The sequence below is a fragment of the Pseudomonas sp. Leaf129 genome (assembly GCF_001423465.1).
GTDB lineage: Bacteria > Pseudomonadota > Gammaproteobacteria > Pseudomonadales > Pseudomonadaceae > Aquipseudomonas > Aquipseudomonas coleopterorum.
Genome location: NZ_LMOC01000001.1, coordinates 1,566,943 through 1,584,964 on the forward strand (window position 1 = coordinate 1,566,943; position 18,022 = coordinate 1,584,964).

Here is an 18,022-nt window from a genome sequence, read left to right on the forward strand (position 1 = left end):
CTTGGTGCGCAGGTGCTATCATCGCGCATTACCTGCCCCAAGGACCGAATGCGCCCCATGGATTATCGCAAGCCTTCAGATCGCAAAAGCATGCACTCGCGGATCGTCCAGGAACTAGGGATGCAAATCGTCTCCGGTCGCTTCAAGCCCGACGACCGCCTGCCCGCCGAAGCCCTGCTGTGTGAAGAGTATGCGGTGAGCCGCCCGGTGCTGCGCGAAGCCACCCGAGTCCTGGTGGCCAAGGGTCTGGTGTACTCCAAGCCGCGGGTGGGCTCGGTGGTCAAACCGCGCCGTGAATGGCACATGCTCGACCCGGACGTGTTGCATTGGGTCATGCAAAGCACGCCGCAGAACGAATTCTTCGCCCTGCTGACCAGCGTGCGCACCATCATCGAACCGGCAGCAGCGGCGCTGGCCGCCCAGCATGCCACCGACGCCGAGGTCGCATCGATCGGCGAGGCCTACCAGCGCATGGAAGCGGCCGGATCGGTCGACGACGTGCTGCAGCCCGACCTGGATTTCCACAGCCGAATCGCCGACGCCACCCACAACGACCTGCTCGCGCACCTGTGTAACATGCTGTCGCTGGCGCTGCGCGAGGCCCTGCGTCATTCCAACCAGCGGCCCAACCTGCACGAGCTGGCCCTGCCGCGGCACAAGGCGATCCTCACCGCCATCGAGAACCGCGATGCCCTGGGGGCCCGGCATGCCACGCTGGTCCAGCTGGACGACGCACGCAATGCACTCAGTGTGGTGCTGGGGCGGGCCGAAGCGCTGTAGGCCGGACCAGCAGCCACGCCAGGGCCGGTAACAACCACAAGGCGCCAAGCATGTTCCACAGCAGCATGAAGGTCAGCATCAGGCCCATGTCGGCCTGGAACTTGATGTCCGAGAACACCCAGGTCACCACCCCGCATGCCAGGCACAACCCGGTGAACAGGACCGCTCGCCCGGTGGATCGCAACGTCTGGTAGTAGGCCTGCTGCAACGGCAGTCCGGCGCGCAGGTGGCTGGCCAGACGACTGTAGAGGTAGATGCCGTAGTCCACGCCGATGCCCACGCCCAGGGCGATCACCGGCAAGGTGGCGACTTTCACGCCGATCCCCATGAACGCCATCAACGCGTTGCCCAGCACCGAGGTCAGCATCAGCGGCAGAACGATGCACAGGGTCGCGGCAAAGGAACGAAAGATCAGCAGGCACATGACCGCGACGCACAGGTAGACCAGCATCAGGACCTGCGGCTCACGGGCCTGGATCACCTGATTGGTCGCCGCTTCGACTCCGGCATTGCCGGCGCCCAGCAGGAACTGCAGGTCGTCGCGATCATGTTGCGCGGCGAACGCCTGGACCGCGTCCACCACGCGGTCCAGGGTGAGGGCCTTGTGATCGTCGAGATAGATCAGGACCGGCGCCAGCGAACAGTCGGCGTTGTACAGACCCTCTGCCCGTGCGACGGCACTGTTGAGCACGGCCGCGTTGCGGCTCAGGGTTTCCCACTTGAGGTTGCCCTCGTTCATGCCCTTGATCGTCTGCCGCGCCACACTGACCAGGGAAACCGTCGACTGCACCCCAGGGGTGTTGTCCAGGGTCCACATCAGGTCGTCGATGGCCGCCATCGTCGGGTAGGTCGAGCAGCCTTCGACCGGTGTCTTGACCATCACCACCAGCACGTCGGCGCGGGTAGCGTAGTGATCGATGATGAACCGGTTGTCGCTGTTGTAGCGTGAATCGGGACGCAGTTCGGGCGCGCCCTGATCGAGATCGCCGATCTGCAGGTTCTGGCTGTACCACAGGCCTGCGGCGCCCACCAGCACTGCCATGACGATCGAGACCGCTGCCGCGCGCGGGCTGGCCACGCGTGAAAAGACGCGCCAGAAAGCCTGCTCGCGCGCACTGTCGGCCACTGCGCGTGGCCGAATGCCGATGTAGGAAATCACCACAGGCAGCAGGATCAGGTTGGTGAAGACGATCACCGCAACGCCTATCGAGGCACCGATCGCCAGCTCGCGGATGACGCCGATGTCGATGACCAGCAAGGCGATGAAACCCACGGCGTCGGCCAGGATGGCGACCATTCCAGGCAGGAACAGCTGCCGAAAGGTCCGTCGCGCGGCCGTCAGCGCGTCATCGGCAGTGCTCGCGTGCAGGGCGATGCCGTTGATCTTCTGCACCCCGTGGGAAATGCCGATGGCGAAGATCAGAAACGGCACCAGCATCGAATACGGATCGATGCCGAAACCGATCGCGTGCATCAGGCCCAATTGCCAGACCACGGCCACCAGGGTCGCGGTCAACACGGCCACGGTGCTGCGCACGCAGCGGGTAAATGCGTAGAGCAGGAGCGTCGTGATGAGCACGGCCACGGCGAAGAACGAGGCCACTTTCATCAGGCCATCGATCAGATCACCCACCTTCTTGGCAAAGCCGACGATGTGCACCTTGACCTGCGGATTGCGCGCTTGGAACTGCTCGCGAATGCGGTCTTCGAGCTGATGGGAAAACTGCTGGTAATCGAGTGTCAGCAAGCTGCCGGGACGTTGCGGATCAGGATAGCGTTCAAGCAGCGGGACCTCGATGATGCTCGAACGAAAATCGTTGGCCACCAGGCGGCCGACCTGCCCCGAGCGCAGCACGTTGCTGCGCAGCGCCTCCAGACTCGCCGCCATGCCGTCGTAGCGTTGCGGGATCACCTCACCGCCGGCGAAGCCCTCCTCGGTGACCTCGGTCCACCGCACGCTGGGACTCCACAGCGACTTCAAGCCGGCACGGTCCACACCTGGCAGGTAGAACACCTCGTCGTGGAGCTGGCGCAGGGTTTCCATGTAGGCCACGCTGAAAATGTCCCCGTCGGTGGCCTGCACAGCGATGCGCACGCTGTTGCCCAGGTGGGCGAGATCGTCGCGGTGGGCAAGCATGTTCTCGATGAACGGGTGCTGCAGCGGAATCATCTTTTCGAAGCTGGTGGCCGGGCGAATCAATATGGCCTGCCAGCACAGCACGAGACTGATCAGCAGGCACAGGGCAATGACGGCGGGACGGTGATCGAAGATCAGCCGTTCGAGCCACGACCCTTGCTGCTCATCGAGCGCAGGCTGCGGCTGGGGCACCTCACCTTGAGAGCCCGTCACGGTGCCACCGGCGCGCCGTCGCCGTCGACGCGTTCCAACCCGCCCTGCCCGGCCAGTACCCAGCGATCCGGTCCGGCCGCTGTGACGCCTGCCAAGGCCCGCCGGTCGGCGCGGCGGTAGAGGCTGAAACGGTGGCCATGGTCACGACTGCGCAGGACGCTGCCAGCGTTGCCCACCAGCAGGATTTCGCCACTGTCCAGCCGCGCCGCCCCGGCCAGGCCGGACGCCAGCACGCCCTGGGCGTCGCTCACCTCCACCGATTGCCAGCTGTCGCCGAAATCCTCGGAGCGATACAGGCTGCCGCGCAGGCCGTAGATCAGCAGGGTGCGCGGCAGTCCGGTGTCGATCACGCCGAACCAGGAGCCGGTGTAGGGGCTGGGCACCGCGGTCCAGCTCGCGCCAGCATCGGCGGAGCGGTACAGACTGCCCTGCTCGCCGACCACGAACAGGCCGCCGTCCGGAATCATGGCGATGCCGTTGAGGTGGTACTGATCGTCGTTGGGCAGGCGCTCGCTGACCTCTTTCCAGGTCTGCCCGCCATCGTGGGTCTGCAGAACCAGACCATAGGCACCGATGGCGAAGCCGTCGTCGACATCCTGGAACCACACATCCAGCAGAGGTGCTTCACGGTCCGGATCTTCGTGCTGTTTGCGCCAGCTGATACCACCGTCGGAGGTGGCCAGGACCACCGCGTCATGACCCACCGCCCAGCCATGCTGGCCGTCGACGAAGTACAGCGCGGTGAGCAGCTGTCGGGTCGGCACGCGAGCTTGCTGCCAGGTCAGGCCCTGGTCTGCCGAATGCAGAATGTGCCCACGCTCACCTACGGCAACCAACCGCCGACCGGCCTGGACGACGTCGAGCATCAGGCCGTGTGCGGCGCGGCTCGATTCGATGGCGTAGTCGTCTGCGGCGCACACCGGCTGTAGGCCCTGCGAGACGATCAGGCACACACCGAGCAGGCTGCTCGCCAATCGACCCCACGACAGCGGCCCGCGCCGGGCGATCACCGACCGCGGAGCCACAGCCGAAAACGCGAGATGAATTCGGGCACGGCACTGAAGAGGTAGGCGTTGACGCCCAGGTTGGCCAGCGACACCACCAGAAACAGCTGGGGGATGGTCAGTTTGGCCATGCTGAGCAGGACGATGGACAGGATCGCCGACACCACCATGAACAGCGCGTTGAGAATGTTGTTGGCGGCGATCACTCGGGCGCGCTGGTCTGCGGCGGTGCGCGACTGGATCAACGCGTACAACGGCACGATGTAGAAGCCGCCGAAGACGCCCAAACCGAGGATGTCGAGCAAGACCCACCAGGTCTGACCCTGTCCCAGCGCCCCGATCCAGGTCTGAGGCGCCGTCGCTGGCACGTGACCGTTCGAATGCCACCACAGCAGCAGCCCGAACAGTGTCAGGCCGAGCGCGCCCAGCGGCACCAGGCCCATCTCGACCCTGTGCCGGGACAGCCGCTCGCACAGCATCGAGCCCAGCGCGATGCCCACGGAGAACACGGTCAGGATCAGGGTGACCACGGTTTCGTCCCCGTCCAGCCACTGCTGGGCGTAGGCCGGAATCTGAGTCAGGTAGATGGCGCCGACGAACCAGAACCAGGAATTGCCGATCAGCGAGCGCGAGACCGCCCGGGTCTGCCCCAGGCCCAGGCGCAAGGTGACCCAGGTCTGCCGGGCGATATTCCAGTCCAGGACCAGCCCAGGATTGGCGGCGCTCACCGGCGGTATGGCACAGCTGGCGAGATAGCCCGCCAGCGCCACCAGCAGCACGGCGCTGGCCACGACACCGGCGTGGTGGGAGGACGACATCATCACCCCGGCACCGATGGTGCCCGCCAGGATCGCCAGGAATGTACCCATTTCCACCAGGCCGTTGCCCCCCACCAGTTCTTCGGGGCGCAGTGCCTGGGGCATGATCGAGTACTTGACCGGGCCGAACAGCGCCGAGTGGGTGCCCATGGCGAACAGCGCGGCGAGCATCAGCCACAGGTGGTCGAATGCGAACCCCACCGCGCCCACTGCCATGATGACGATCTCGGCCAGTTTGATGGCGCGGATCAAGCGGTGTTTGGGAAATTTTTCACCGAACTGCCCGGCCAGCGCCGAGAACAGAAAGAACGGCAGGATGAACAGCAGCGCGCAGAGATTGACCCAGACGCTGCGGTCGCCTTCGATGGCGAGCTTGTAGAGGATCGTCAGGATCAGCGATTGCTTGAAGATGTTGTCGTTGAAGGCACCCAGGGCCTGGGTCACGAAAAACGGCAGGAAACGGCGCTTGCCGAGCAAGGCGAACTGCGACTGCTGACTCATCGATCCTGTCCCTGAATGATGCCGAGTGGGCTGGCCATGGGGGTAGTGTGGCGTGGCGACGAGGCCCTGTACGGCATTCATGACCTGCACTTGAGAGGTGTCTTCGTCGGCGCACAGCATAACCCTATACCGTCCATCGCCCAACTGGATGACAGCGGTTGCGACCATGGTCGGCACTGACGTCGCAGCGCCTGCCGTGCGAGACTGGCGGATGCCCGTTGCGATGGGCACCTGCCCGTCCCGTTCCGGAGTCATCGATGTCGTTGTCCAGCGGATTGATCGCCACCGTTGCCCTGGCCTACATGGCCGTGATGTTCGCCATAGCCTTCTACGGCGACCGCCGCAGCGCGCCGCTGCCACCGCGGGTGCGCGCCTGGGTCTACAGCCTGTCGCTGGCGGTGTACTGCACCAGCTGGACGTTCTTCGGCGCGGTGGGCCAGGCGGCCGAGCAGCTCTGGGCGTTCCTGCCGATCTACCTGGGGCCGGTACTGCTGATGCTGCTGGCGCCCTGGGTGCAGCAGAAAATGGTGATGATCAGCAAGCAGGAAAACATCACCTCCATCGCCGACTTCATCGCGGCGCGCTACGGCAAGTCGCAGAGCCTGGCGGTGGTCGTGGCACTGATCTGCCTGATCGGTGTGCTGCCCTACATCGCCTTGCAGCTCAAGGGCATCGTGCTGGGCGTGAACCTGCTGATCGGTGCCGGTGCCGACGCCACCGGCACCCGCGTGCAGGACACCGCCATGGTGGTCACCCTGGTACTGGCGCTGTTCACCATTCTCTTCGGCACGCGCACGCTGGACGTCACCGAGCACCACCGCGGCATGGTCCTGGCCATCGCCTTCGAAGCGCTGGTCAAGCTGTTCGCATTCCTGGCCGTGGGCATCTTCGTCACCTACGGCTTGTACGACGGGTTCGATGATCTGCTCGATCAAGCCATGCTGGCGCCACGCCTGGAAGCGTACTGGAAGGAAACCATCAACTGGCCCTCGATGGTGGTGCAGACCGGCGTGGCCATGATGGCCATCCTGTGCCTGCCCCGGCAGTTCCACGTCACCGTGGTGGAGAACACCGATCCCCAGGACCTGCGCCTGGCGCGCTGGGTGTTTCCCGCCTATCTGATCCTGGCCGGGCTGTTCGTGGTGCCAATTGCGCTGGCCGGGCAGATGCTGCTGCCCAGCTCGGTGATTCCGGATTCGTTCGTCATCAGCCTGCCCCTGGCCGAAGCCCACCCGGCCCTGGCTTTGCTGGCGTTCATCGGCGGCGCATCGGCGGCCACCGGCATGGTCATCGTCGCCAGCGTGGCGCTGTCGACCATGGTCTCCAACGACATGCTGCTGCCGTGGCTGTTGCGTCGGCAGAGTGCGGAGCGGCCTTTCGAAGTGTTTCGCCAGTGGATGCTCAGCGTACGCCGGCTGAGCATCGTGGTGATCCTCTTGCTGGCCTACGTCAGCTATCGCCTGCTCGGCTCCACCGCCAGCCTGGCCACCATCGGCCAGATTGCCTTCGCCGCCGTGACCCAACTGACGCCGGCGATGCTCGGTGCGCTGTACTGGAAGCAGGCCAACCGGCGCGGGGTTTTCGCCGGGCTGGCGGTGGGCATCTTCCTCTGGTTCTATACCCTGGTGCTGCCGGTCGCGGCGCACAGCCTGAACCTGCCGCTGAACCTCTTTCCTGGTCTGGCCTGGATCCACGGCAACCCCTTCGGTTTGCCGATCACCCCGTTGACCCAAGGTGTGGTGTTGTCGCTGGCCGGTAACTTCATCCTCTTCGCCTGGGTTTCGGTGCTGTCGCGCACCCGTGTCAGCGAGCACTGGCAGGCCGGGCGTTTCATCGGTCAGGAGATCAACGCCGGTCCCCATGGGCGCTCGCTGCTGGCGGTGCAGATCAACGACCTGCTCAACCTGGCCGCGCGCTTCGTGGGTGAAGAGCGCGCTCGGCAGAGCTTTCTTCGCTACGCCTACCGCCAGGGCAAGGGCTTCAACCCCAACCAGAACGCCGACGGCCAGTGGATCGCCCATACCGAACGGCTGCTGGCGGGCGTACTGGGCAGTTCATCGACCCGCGCGGTGGTGAAGGCGGCCATCGAAGGTCGTGACATGCAACTCGAAGACGTGGTGCGCATCGCCGACGAAGCCAGCGAGGTGCTGCAATTCAACCGCGCGCTGTTGCAGGGCGCGATCGAAAACATCACCCAGGGCATCAGCGTGATCGACCAGTCGCTGCGCCTGGTGGCCTGGAACCACCGCTATCTGGAGCTGTTCAATTACCCGGACGGCTTGATCAGCGTGGGTCGGCCGATTGCCGACATCATCCGCTACAACGCCGAGCGCGGCCTGTGCGGACCCGGTGAAGCGCAGGTCCATGTGGCCCGGCGCCTGCACTGGATGCGCCAGGGCCGCGCGCACACTTCCGAGCGGCTGTTTCCCAACGGTCGGGTGATCGAGTTGATCGGCAACCCGATGCCGGGCGGCGGCTTCGTCATGAGCTTCACCGATATCACCGCCTACCGGGAGGCCGCGCAGGCGCTCAAAGATGCCAACGAAGGACTGGAACAGCGGGTCGCCGAGCGCACCCATGAACTGTCGCAACTGAACCAGGCGCTGACCGAGGCCAAGGGTCATGCCGAATTGGCGAACCAGTCCAAGACCCGTTTCCTGGCCGCGGTCAGTCATGACCTGATGCAGCCGCTCAATGCCGCACGGCTGTTCTCCGCCGCGCTGTCGCACCAGCCCGGTTTATCGACCGAGGCCAGCCAACTGGTGCAGCACATGGACCATTCACTGCGCTCGGCCGAAGACCTGATCAGCGATCTGCTGGATATCTCCCGCCTGGAGAACGGCAAGATCAGCCCGGATCGCAAGGGCTTCGCCCTCAGCGAACTGTTCGATGGGCTGGGGCCGGAATTCAAGGCGCAGGCCCGCGAACAGGAGCTGGATTTCCGCGTGCGCGGCAGCCGCTTGCGGGTGGACAGCGATATCAAGCTGTTGCGCCGCGTGCTGCAGAATTTCCTCACCAACGCGTTCCGCTACGGCCGCGGGCCGATCCTGCTGGGGGTGCGGCGCAAGCCCGGCGCCTTGAGCCTCGAGGTGTGGGACCGCGGCCCGGGCATCGCCCGTGACAAGCTGGAAACGATCTTCGAGGAATTCAAGCGCCTGGACAGCCACCAGACCCGGGCCGAAAAGGGTCTGGGCCTGGGCCTGGCGATTGCCGACGGGCTGTGCCGGGTGCTCGGCCATCCGCTGCAGGTGCGCTCCTGGCCGGGTCATGGCAGCGTGTTCAGCGTGACGGTCCCGCTGGCCGGCGTCGACACCCAGAACGCCCTGCCCGCTCCGGCGCCCGTGAGCCAGCCGCTGGGCGGGGCGCGAGTGCTGTGCGTCGACAACGAAGACAGCATCCTGCTGGGCATGCACAGCCTGCTCAGCCGCTGGGGGTGCGAGGTGTGGACCGCGCGCAACCGCCAGGAGTGTGCGGCGCTGCTGGCCCAAGGCAAGCGTCCGCAACTGGCCTTGGTCGACTACCATCTGGACGAAGGCGAGACCGGGACGCACCTGATGGCCTGGCTGCGCACTGCGCTGGCCGAGCCGGTGCCGGGCGTGGTGATCAGCGCCGACGTGCGCCCCGAAACCGTTGCGCAGGTGCATGCCGCAGGCTTGGACTATCTGGCCAAGCCGGTCAAACCGGCGGCCTTGCGGGCGCTACTCAACCGGTACCTGGGCCGGCACTGACACGCCGTCGGCATCGGCCTCGGCGCCGGCGTCCTGACGCGCTTCGGTCATGGCGCGTTCGAGCAGGTCGGGCGGCAGGCTCTTGCTGGCACGGGCGCCAAGCAACTTGAGCTGCTCGCTGCGGCTGACCAGGTTGCCGCGCCCTTCGGTGAGCTTGTTGCGCGCCGCGCCGTACGCCTTGTCCAGCTGCTGCAGGCGGTTACCGACCTCGTCGAGGTCCTGGATGAACAAGACGAACTTGTCGTACAGCCACCCGGCGCGCTCGGCGATTTCGCGGGCATTCTGGCTTTGCCGTTCCTGCTTCCAGAGGCTGTCGATGACCCGCAGCGTTGCCAGCAAGGTGGTGGGGCTGACGATGACGATCTGCCGGTCGAAGGCTTCCTGGAACAGGTTGGGCTCGGCCTGCAGCGCAGCAGAGAAAGCTGCTTCGATGGGCACGAAGAGCAGGACGAAATCCAGGCTGTGCAGCCCGTCCAGGCGACTGTAGTCCTTGCCGGACAGCCCCTTGACGTGGTTGCGCAACGACAGCACGTGCTGCTTGAGCGCGGCCTGCGCGATGGCACCGTCTTCGGCGGCGATGTACTGCTGGTAGGCGGTGAGGCTGACCTTGGAATCGACCACCACCTGTTTGTCACCGGGCAGCATGATCAACACGTCCGGCTGGAAACGCTCGCCGTCCGGTCCCTTGAGGCTGACCTGGGTCTGGTACTCGCGGCCCTTTTCCAGCCCGGCATGCTCCAGCACCCGCTCCAGGATCAGCTCGCCCCAGTTACCCTGGGTCTTCTGGCCCTTGAGGGCCTGGGTCAGGTTGGTCGCTTCGGTGCTCAGGCGCTGGTTCAGCTGTTGCAGACGCTCCAGCTCCTTGCTCAGCGAGAAGCGCTCGCGCGCCTCGTTCTGGTAGCTCTCTTCCACGCGTTTTTCGAACGACTGGATGCGCTCCTTGAGCGGATCGAGCAGTTGACCCAGGCGTTGCTGGCTGTTTTCGGCGAAGCGCTGTTCGCGCTCGTCGAAGATCTTGCCGGCCAGTTCGGCGAACTGCGCGCGCAGTTCGTCCCGTGAACCCTGCAGGTCGTTCAGGCGCTGCTGGTGGCTGTCCTGCTGTTCGCGCAGTTCAGCCGACAGGCCGGCACATTGCGCATCCAGACGGCGCAATTCGGTTTCACGGGTGCTGCGTTCGATACTCCAGGCGTGGGCGGCATCGCGGGCATTGTCGCGCTCGTTCTGCAGCAGCTCGACCTCGCGGCGCAGGCCGGCCAGTTCGGCCTGCTTGGCCGAGTTGGCCTGGCTCAGGTCGCTGACCTCGTCGCGGCAGGCATCGAGCTGCGCGCTCAGGCCGTCCTGAGCCAACTGCGCGTTGCTCAGGCGCTCGTCGAGCAAGGCGACCTGGGCCAGGGCGGCAGTGCTTTTGCGCTGCAGCTGCCAGGCCAGTGCCAGGCACGGTAAGGCGGCCGCCAGCAGGCCGATCAACAGGCTGGTCACGTCCAGGGCCATGGTTTGCTCTCATGCAGGGTCGATGAGCGGCAGTCTGAGGCCATTGGCCTTTCGGGGCAAACCGGGTGTCAGCTGCGGCGCAGATGGCTCAACGCGGTCTGGGCGGCCGGATCGCCGGCGCGAGCCGCCTGGCGCAGAAGTTCCTGGCCGATGCGCTGGTCGCGGGCGTTGCCGCAGTCACGGCACATCAACTGGCCAAGCCGGCTTTGCGCGACCACTACCCCTTCGCGTGCGGGTTGCTTGAGCATGCGCCCGGCAAGGTGTTTGACGTTGGCCTTGTGGCCCAGGCGGGGGCTGTCGAGCAGCCAGAGGGCGACCTTGAGAGTGAAACGCTTGGGTGCAGCGGGAGCTGAACTTTTCATGAAAAACTTTGGGCAGATCGGAAAAGCGCGCCACTCTACTCTTTTTTCCCGGCGAATGCGCGGGGCCAGTGACCAGCGCCACACCCGCCCCTCCCGTGGGAGGGTCCGTGGCCGCGAAGGGGCCAGCGCAGGCGGTCAGGTGGCGAGGGTTACGCTGCCGATGCCAGGGAAGTCGACTTCGATGCTGGCGCCTGGGGGCGCCCAGTGGATGCCGGTCCAGCTTCCGGTGGCGATCAGATCGCCCGCGCGCAGGGGGTTGCCCAGTGCGACAGCGTGTCGCGCCAGCCACGGCAGGGAGTTCAACGGTTCGCGGAACGGGTGGCTACCCAGGCCACGCACCACTTGTTCGCCGTCGACGCGCAGCGTTGCGGCCTGGGCCGACCAGTCGGGGATGGACGCCAAAGCCACCGGCATGCCCACAATCAACCCCCGGTTCAGTTGCTGGTCCGCCAGTCGCAGCAAAGCATCGGCCTGGGCGCCGTTCTCCCAGCGCGTGTCGCACAACTCGATGCCAGGCATCCACGTGTCGATCGCTGCATACGCCCCAGCCAGGTCGGTGTGTTCATCCAGATCCCTGGACAGCCGCACGAACAGTTCGCCCTCGATACCGAACCCGTGGCAGTGGCCCGGTGGCACCTGCCAACCGGACGCCTGCACCGCGCTGGCCGGCACGCCGGCGGCGCTGATGAAACCTGCGGGCGCACCGCCCAGCTTCCACACCCGTGCGGGCGCGTGGGCGAACCAGCCCATTGCCTCGGCCACCCGCTGCTGCACCTCATACGCCTGCGCTTGGGTGTCCAGGCGCACACCGTCGACCGGCTGCCGCCGATGCTCGCGCCAGGCGCGGGTCAGCCGCTCGGCCACCTGCTCGACCGCGCTTATACCGGCAACTCGGTCTTGCGCCGACGTACCTGCGCCGGTGCCGGACGCTCGCAGGGCAAGAACTGCCCGCGCCCCGCTTCGCCCCGAGGCTCACCGTCCCATACCACCTCGCCGCGCGACAGCGTGATGGCCGGCCAGGCGCTCAATTGCATGCCGGCGTAAGGGGTGTAGTCGACGTTGTGGTGCAGCATTTCGTTGCTGATCGACACCGGCTGCCCTTCGTCCCAAATCACCAGATCGGCATCGGCGCCGATGGCGATACTGCCCTTGCGCGGGTACAGCCCGTACATCTTTGCAGCGTTGGTCGACGTCAGCGCGACGAAGCTTTGCGCCGTGATGCGCCCGGTGCGCACGCCTTCGGACCACAACAGCGCCATGCGGGTTTCGACACCGGGAATGCCGTTGGCGATCTGGTCGAACGACACGTCTTCGCCGTGGGCCTTCTTGCCATCGGGGCCGTCGTACCGAAACGGCGCGTGGTCGGACGAGAAGATCTCGAACGAACCGTTTTCCAGCCCGTCCCAGATCACCTGCTGGTTTGCGGCGTCCCGAGGCGGTGGGCTGCAGATGCATTTGGCGCCTTCGAAGCTGTCGTCGCAGCCCAGCGAGTCGGCGGTCAGAAACAGGTATTGCGGGCAGGTTTCGGCATACACCTTCAAGCCGTGGTTCTGCGCCCAGCGAATCTGCTCGACGGCCTCGCGACCCGATACGTGGACGATAAGGATGGGCACATCCACCAGTTCGGCCAAGGCAATGGCGCGGTGCGTGGCCTCGCGTTCCACCAGCATCGGTCGCGAGCTGGCGTGGTAGCGCGGCGCGCTGAGCCCGGCCGCCAGCAGCCGCTCGGTGAGCCAAGCGATGCAATCGCTGTTCTCGGCATGCAGCATGACCATGGCCCCTTCGCGGCGGGCCACGGACAGAGTTTCGAGAATCTCTCGATCGCCCAGTTTCAGCGCGTCGTAGGTCATGTAGATCTTGAACGAGGTATAGCCCTCGGCAATCAGTGCCGGCAATTCTTCACGCAAGACCTGCGGGGTCGGGTCGGTGACGATCAAGTGGAACGCGTAGTCGATGACCGGCTTATTGCCTGCCCGGCGATGGTAGTCATCCACTGCTGCACGCAGGGTTTCACCTTTCTGCTGACAGGCGAAAGGAATCACTGTGGTGGTCCCGCCGCAGGCCGCCGACACCGTGCCACTGAAAAAATCATCGGCCATCACCGAGCCATCGCCGGTGGGCTGGTCCAGGTGCACATGGCTGTCGATGCCGCCCGGGGTCACATGCCGACCTGCGGCATCGATTTCCTTGAGGCCTGGGGGCAGGTCCAACGCCAGGGCGACGATGCGCCCGTCGCGAATGCCGATGTCACTGGTGAAGGTGTCTGCGGCAGTGACCACGCGAGCGTTGCGAATAACCGTATCGAAAGGTTGCATATCAAGCCTCTTCAAGCAGTAGCCGGCCCCAGCCGGTCAAGCGACGTGTGTCCACGCCGGTCATGTTCAACATGTCCCAGAGCACCGTCGTCACCGTGTCTAACACCGGTACCCCGTGCTGGCGCTCCCAGGGTTCGGCACGGTGGGCGGCGTGCAGGTTGGTGCAGAAGGTGGTGATGGCCTCGGCACCGGCCGCGACCACGTCGGCCACCTGACGATCCAAGGTGGCTTCGTCCACTTCGGCAAAGGAGAAATTGTCCTGCAGCGACAGGTGGCTTTCGGCGCTGGCATCGATGCCCAGCGCGGCATAGTTGGCAACGATCTTCGCCTGTACTTCCGCCAGATACGGCGAGACCAGGCCCAGGCGGCGAATGCCGAAGCGCTGCAGCGCCTTGTTCAGTGCCAGCACCGAGGTCGTCGCCGGTATCGCCGTGGCCTCGGTAATGGCCTGGCATAGCGCAACGTCGGTCTCGAAACCCAGCCATCCGGCAGATGTGCCGCTCCAGCCGATTACGTCGACATGGGCATCGGCCAGCAAGCGCGCCGCGTCCAGAATCCGCTCGAGCTGGAACTGGCCCAGCGCGTCGGCGCTGAGGGCGATCTGAGTGACACTGAAGCGTGAGAAATGCACGCTGACTTCCGGCAGGCCGGCTATCAACGCCTGGGTCAGTGGCTCCAGTGCGGTGTTCGAGGAAGGCGTAAGCACGCCCAGGCGAATACGGCGGGTCATGCTGGACCTCCAGTGATCGCGTGCGAGGAAGGATAGGCGCGCAAAGGCTTTTCGCAACGTTGCCACAGGTCGCGGCACACGGTGTCGGCTGCGGCACGTACACAGGCTTCGTCGACCTGGGTCGAGCGGCCTTGGTCGATCACCACCCGACCGTCGACGATCACGGTTTCGACGTCGGCCCCGGTGGCGTTGTGCACCAAACTGCCCAGCGCATCGATGCAGGGAGTGAGGTGGAGCTGTCGATAGTCGAGGATGGCCAGGTCAGCCAACTGGCCGACCGCCAATCGACCCAGGTGTTCGCCCCAACCTAGCGCCGCGGCGCCGTTGACGGTGGCCATGCGCAGCACGTCGCGTGGTTGCCAATCGCCGGCTACTTGCCCGGCACTCAACCGCCCTACCGCGAGCGCCCAGCGCATGACCTCGATCATGTCGCCGTGCATGGTGTCGGTAGCCAGGCACAGGCGCGCGCCGGCCTGCAGCAGGCGACGCGTCGGCGCCACCCGTCCGGACATGGCGTTGCCGACCGGGATGTGCACGACATGAGCACCCGAGGCGCCGATGCGGGCGATGTCCTCGTCATTCACGTGAATGCAGTGACCGGCCAGCAGGCGCGAATCGAGCATGCCCAGCTCATCGAGCAGTTGCACCGGCGAGCGGCCGTGGGTAGCGCGCACCCAATCCAATTCGTCCTGGCTCTGCGCCAGGTGCGTGCTGATCTGCAGACCATGCCGGCGGGCCAAGGCATCGATCTGGCGCAGGAACTCCAGCGAGCAGGTATCGGGCGCGTGAGCGGTCAGGTGGGCCTGGATACGTCCGTCGGCTTGCCCTGCCCAGCGTTCGACGAAGGCCTCGGCGTGGTCCAGCTGGGCCAGGCCACGCTTCAGGTCGAAGCGCCGCGTGCCTTGCAGCACCGAGGCGAAATCGACATCGGCCAAACGTTGGCTGGCGAACAGGCGCACACCTGTCTCGGCCATGCCTGCCACTGTGTGCTCGGCATGCACGAAGCTGTCCACAAGCGTCGTGCAACCCGCCCGCAGCGCTTCCAGTGCACCGAGGCGGGACAACGCCAGTGCTTCTTCCGGGCTGAGCCATGAAGCCTGTGGCAAGCCGGGGGTGTAGGACGGCGCGAAGCCGCAGTCCGGCGCCACTCCACGGACGAAATTCAGGCCAGCATGGTAATGGGTATTGACGAAGCCGGGCACCACCACCCGGCCCGGCAGGTGCAGATGCCGCACGGCTTTGGGAGCAGCCTGGTGGGCTGGCCCGACGTGGGCGATGCGTTGGCCACGGATGCCCAGGCTCGCGGACTGCGCACGGCCGTCGACCGGGTCCAGCAGCACCGCGCCGGTAATCAGTAGATCCAGTGGGTTGTCGATCATGCGGCCATCCACCCGCCGTCCACCATCAACGTGGTGCCGGTGATGAAGCTGGCCTCGGCGCTGGCCAGAAACAGCACGGCCTTGGCGACATCGTCGGGATGGCCCAACCGCGGCCAGGGGGTACGCCGCGCGGCCCGCGCCATCACCGCCGGGTCTACCGCCCGGCCACCGGCGCCGGTCTGGATCTTGCCGGGCGCCACCGCGTTGCAGACGATACGCTGCTCGGCATAGTCGCCGGCAACCTGCCGGGTGAGGTAATCCACAGCCGCTTTGCTCACGCCATAGGCCAAGTCGTGGGGCGCGGCAATCATGCCGTGTTGCGAGGACAGGTTGACGATGCGTCCGCGGGTTTCACCGACTATCGCCTGGCCGACCATTTGCCGCACGGCAGCCCGGCAACAGCGGTAGACACCTCCGAGATTGACGTCCAGGACACGCTGCCAGTCGGCCTCGTCAAGCTCGAGCAAGGGCCGCGCGTGACGGATGCAGGCGTTATTGACCAGCACATCGAGGCGCCCGAAGCGCGCTACCGTGGTCTCGACCAAGGCTTCGACCTGAGCGCTGTCGGCAACGTCGGTCTGCACGAACAGGGCTTGATGGCCAGCGGCGCGAATCAGGTCGGCAGTTGGCTCGCCGCCCTCGATGACAGCCGTGGTGACATCGGCGATGACCACGCAGGCACCGTGGCTTGCCAGGTGCCAGGCAATGGCGCGGCCGATGCCGGATGCCGCACCGGTGACGATGCACACTTGGCCCGCCATGCTCGACGAGTTCGCCAAAGGGGTGGGAGTCATGGGTTCACCCTTGTCTGGGGGCCTGCCGCCTGGGCAAGCCAGTGATGAAAATCGTGATCGGCAGCGTCGATGTCGAATCGCGGAGCGAAGCCGCAGTCTTCGCGCAGACGGTCGACCGCCATGCTCGCCCGGTCATAGTCGGCGTACAGCTCGATGTTCGGTGTTTCCCCTGGCGCCGCCAGACGCCAGCGGAAGTCCGGGAAGCGTGTGGCCAGGCGAGTGCACCATTGACTGAGCGGCCATTGAAAACCAGCTGCCAGGTTATAGAGGGGATATCGCCACTGCGGCTGGTCCAGCAGGCAGCCGATGGCCTGCGCGGCGTCGCGGACATACAGCCAGTCGCGCAGGCTGTCGCGCGCCAGGATCGCCGTGCCGCCACGGCGGGCCACTTGCAACAGTTGCAGGGGCGCGCTGAGGGTGTCGCGCACGCCGCTGTCGGCTTCCCAGGGCCCGAAGCAAGTGCCCAGGCGGCCGATAACCAAGGGCAACCCATGCAGTTGGGCAAGGCGCCGCGCCGCATCCTCGGCGCTACGCTTGGATTGGCCGTAGAGGCCCTCGGGGGCCAAGGCGGAACGGGCTTCGTCGAGCAACGGCGCGTGACGCCCGGTGCTGCCGTAGACCGAGCCCGAGCTGATGTGCACCACCCGTGACACACCGCACTCGGCGCTCGCGCCAATGGCCGCGAGTACCCCGCCCACGTTCACTTCGAAGATCGCCTGTGGCGCCAGAAGCTCGCGCTCGGCGTCGGCGGTGATGGCGGCCAGGGTCACCACCCGCTGGGGACGATGGCGACCCATGAGCGTGCGCAGGTCGCTCGCATCCCGCACATCGCCCTGATGCTCGATGAGACGTCCCGGCAATTTGGCGAAAATCGCGCGCGCGGCGTCCGGAATCGGCCCCAGGTCGAAACCGATCACTTCTTCACCCGCCGTCAGCAAATGCTCGCTCAAGGCCAGGCCGACGAAGCCACTGCTGCCGGTGATCAGCGTTTTCATCTCAGGCGTTTTCCCGCAGCGGTTCCGGGCGCAGCAGCGCCAGGATGTGCCGCTTGTAGTCGTTGAAGGCCTTGCTGGTGGGGTCGCGCGGACGTTCTAGCTCGATCGGCAGCAACTCGCGGATGCGCCCTGGGCGGGCCGACATCACCGCCACATGGGTACCCAGTGCCAAGGACTCATCGATGCCATGGGTGACGAATACGATAGTACTCTGGCTCTCGCGCCAGATCCGGATCAGCTCGGCGTGCATGTCCATCTTGGTCTGTTCGTCCAACGCACCGAACGGCTCATCCATGAGGATCACTTCAGGGTTCATGAGCAATGCGCGGGCGATGCCCACGCGCTGATTCATGCCGCCGGAGAGTTCGCTGGGAAAGTGGTTCTCAAAGCCGGTCAGGCCCACCATTTCGATGAATTTCTGCGCTTTCTCACGACGTATGTCCTTGCCCACGCTGCGCATCTTCAGGTGAAAGGCGACGTTCTCCCAGACCGGCAACCACGGCATCAGGTTGGCTTGCTGAAACACCACGCCACGATCGGCCCCCGGCGCGGTTATCGACTGCCCGCCCACGCTGACGGTGCCCTGGGTAGGGTGATCGAAGCCGGCGATCATGTTCAGCAGGGTCGACTTGCCGCAGCCACTGGGGCCCAGCAGGCAGAGAAATTCGTTGCGCGCCACTGTCAGGCTGACGTCGTCCAGGGCAACGATGCCGGTAGGTCGCTTAGGGTCGTCGAACACGCGCGAGACGCGGTCGATGGTGATCAGTGCCATGCC

General features: G+C 65.7%; 14 protein-coding genes and 1 pseudogene. 3 read left to right on the top strand and 12 right to left on the bottom strand.

The window, feature by feature from the left end; genetic code table 11:
• Positions 1 to 57: 57 nt before the first annotated feature.
• Positions 58 to 780 (top strand): FadR/GntR family transcriptional regulator, encoded by a 723-nt coding sequence (locus ASF66_RS06810; RefSeq protein ID WP_049861022.1) that lies wholly within the window; start codon positions 58 to 60, stop codon positions 778 to 780.
• On the opposite strand, the gene ASF66_RS06815 is transcribed toward ASF66_RS06810, so the two are convergent.
• From ASF66_RS06815 to ASF66_RS06825, 3 genes and pseudogenes are all read right to left on the bottom strand, one after another.
• Entirely contained in the window at positions 746 to 3,109 is a 2,364-nt protein-coding gene (locus ASF66_RS06815; protein WP_056843468.1) for an efflux RND transporter permease subunit, read from the bottom strand. The two genes, ASF66_RS06810 and ASF66_RS06815, sit on opposite strands and share 35 nt — an antisense overlap.
• Positions 3,110 to 3,126: 17 nt before the next feature.
• On the bottom strand, positions 3,127 to 4,140 hold the full coding sequence (locus ASF66_RS06820) for a WD40/YVTN/BNR-like repeat-containing protein (RefSeq protein ID WP_442962751.1): 1,014 nt from the start codon (positions 4,138 to 4,140) through the stop codon (positions 3,127 to 3,129).
• Between the two features lie 8 nt (positions 4,141 to 4,148).
• Positions 4,149 to 5,453, bottom strand: a pseudogene (locus ASF66_RS06825) (MFS transporter); the annotation flags it as partial.
• 15 nt (positions 5,454 to 5,468) lie between these two features.
• Here ASF66_RS06825 and ASF66_RS22460 point away from each other — a divergent pair.
• Together ASF66_RS22460 and ASF66_RS06830 are read left to right on the top strand one after the other, a co-directional pair.
• A complete protein-coding gene (locus tag ASF66_RS22460; RefSeq protein ID WP_156463140.1) occupies positions 5,469 to 5,633 on the top strand; it encodes a hypothetical protein in 165 nt (54 codons plus the stop codon).
• A gap of 77 nt (positions 5,634 to 5,710) precedes the next feature.
• Positions 5,711 to 9,181 (top strand): hybrid sensor histidine kinase/response regulator, encoded by a 3,471-nt coding sequence (locus tag ASF66_RS06830; RefSeq protein WP_056843230.1) that lies wholly within the window; start codon positions 5,711 to 5,713, stop codon positions 9,179 to 9,181.
• Here ASF66_RS06830 and rmuC read toward each other — a convergent pair.
• The 9 genes from rmuC to ASF66_RS06875 all read right to left on the bottom strand — a co-directional run bounded on the left by rmuC (position 9,152) and on the right by ASF66_RS06875 (position 18,019).
• Positions 9,152 to 10,558 (bottom strand): DNA recombination protein RmuC, encoded by a 1,407-nt coding sequence (gene rmuC / locus ASF66_RS06835; RefSeq protein WP_177327970.1) that lies wholly within the window; start codon positions 10,556 to 10,558, stop codon positions 9,152 to 9,154. The two genes, ASF66_RS06830 and rmuC, sit on opposite strands and share 30 nt — an antisense overlap.
• 182 nt (positions 10,559 to 10,740) lie before the next feature.
• Complete coding sequence (locus ASF66_RS06840; protein ID WP_049861025.1) at positions 10,741 to 11,034, bottom strand: hypothetical protein; 294 nt, start codon at positions 11,032 to 11,034, stop codon at positions 10,741 to 10,743.
• Positions 11,035 to 11,169: 135 nt separating this feature from the next.
• On the bottom strand, positions 11,170 to 11,898 hold the full coding sequence (locus ASF66_RS06845; RefSeq protein WP_236707052.1) for a 2-keto-4-pentenoate hydratase: 729 nt from the start codon (positions 11,896 to 11,898) through the stop codon (positions 11,170 to 11,172).
• A 14-nt stretch (positions 11,899 to 11,912) separates the two neighbouring features.
• Positions 11,913 to 13,349 (bottom strand): dihydropyrimidinase, encoded by a 1,437-nt coding sequence (hydA, locus tag ASF66_RS06850; RefSeq protein WP_056843232.1) that lies wholly within the window; start codon positions 13,347 to 13,349, stop codon positions 11,913 to 11,915.
• 1 nt (position 13,350) lies between these two features.
• Positions 13,351 to 14,079 (bottom strand): maleate cis-trans isomerase family protein, encoded by a 729-nt coding sequence (locus ASF66_RS06855; RefSeq protein WP_056843233.1) that lies wholly within the window; start codon positions 14,077 to 14,079, stop codon positions 13,351 to 13,353.
• Positions 14,076 to 15,458 carry an amidohydrolase family protein gene (locus tag ASF66_RS06860; protein ID WP_156463141.1) on the bottom strand — a complete coding sequence of 461 codons (1,383 nt, stop codon included), beginning with the start codon at positions 15,456 to 15,458 and terminating at the stop codon, positions 14,076 to 14,078. The genes ASF66_RS06855 and ASF66_RS06860 overlap by 4 nt, the downstream gene beginning before the upstream one ends.
• A complete protein-coding gene (locus ASF66_RS06865) occupies positions 15,455 to 16,252 on the bottom strand; it encodes an SDR family NAD(P)-dependent oxidoreductase (RefSeq protein ID WP_201782763.1) in 798 nt (265 codons plus the stop codon). Before ASF66_RS06865 ends, ASF66_RS06860 begins: the two co-directional genes overlap by 4 nt.
• Positions 16,249 to 17,247, bottom strand: coding sequence for an NAD-dependent epimerase/dehydratase family protein (locus ASF66_RS06870; protein WP_056843235.1), 999 nt, complete (start codon positions 17,245 to 17,247; stop codon positions 16,249 to 16,251). Before ASF66_RS06870 ends, ASF66_RS06865 begins: the two co-directional genes overlap by 4 nt.
• Position 17,248: 1 nt before the next feature.
• Positions 17,249 to 18,019 (bottom strand): ABC transporter ATP-binding protein, encoded by a 771-nt coding sequence (locus ASF66_RS06875; protein ID WP_056843236.1) that lies wholly within the window; start codon positions 18,017 to 18,019, stop codon positions 17,249 to 17,251.
• Positions 18,020 to 18,022 lie beyond the last annotated feature (3 nt).

Excerpts from the sequence above, each read along its gene's own strand:
- ASF66_RS06840 (WP_049861025.1), bottom strand. The coding sequence starts at position 11,034 with ATGAAAAGTTCAGCTCCCGCTGCACCCAAGCGTTTCACTCTCAAGGTC.
- ASF66_RS06810 (WP_049861022.1), top strand. The coding sequence starts at position 58 with ATGGATTATCGCAAGCCTTCAGATCGCAAAAGCATGCACTCGCGGATC.
- ASF66_RS06875 (WP_056843236.1), bottom strand. The coding sequence starts at position 18,019 with ATGGCACTGATCACCATCGACCGCGTCTCGCGCGTGTTCGACGACCCT.
- ASF66_RS06830 (WP_056843230.1), top strand. The coding sequence starts at position 5,711 with ATGTCGTTGTCCAGCGGATTGATCGCCACCGTTGCCCTGGCCTACATG.
- ASF66_RS06865 (WP_201782763.1), bottom strand. The coding sequence starts at position 16,252 with ATGACTCCCACCCCTTTGGCGAACTCGTCGAGCATGGCGGGCCAAGTG.
- hydA (WP_056843232.1), bottom strand. The coding sequence starts at position 13,349 with ATGCAACCTTTCGATACGGTTATTCGCAACGCTCGCGTGGTCACTGCC.
- ASF66_RS22460 (WP_156463140.1), top strand. The coding sequence starts at position 5,469 with ATGATGCCGAGTGGGCTGGCCATGGGGGTAGTGTGGCGTGGCGACGAG.
- ASF66_RS06860 (WP_156463141.1), bottom strand. The coding sequence starts at position 15,458 with ATGATCGACAACCCACTGGATCTACTGATTACCGGCGCGGTGCTGCTG.
- ASF66_RS06870 (WP_056843235.1), bottom strand. The coding sequence starts at position 17,247 with ATGAAAACGCTGATCACCGGCAGCAGTGGCTTCGTCGGCCTGGCCTTG.
- ASF66_RS06855 (WP_056843233.1), bottom strand. The coding sequence starts at position 14,079 with ATGACCCGCCGTATTCGCCTGGGCGTGCTTACGCCTTCCTCGAACACC.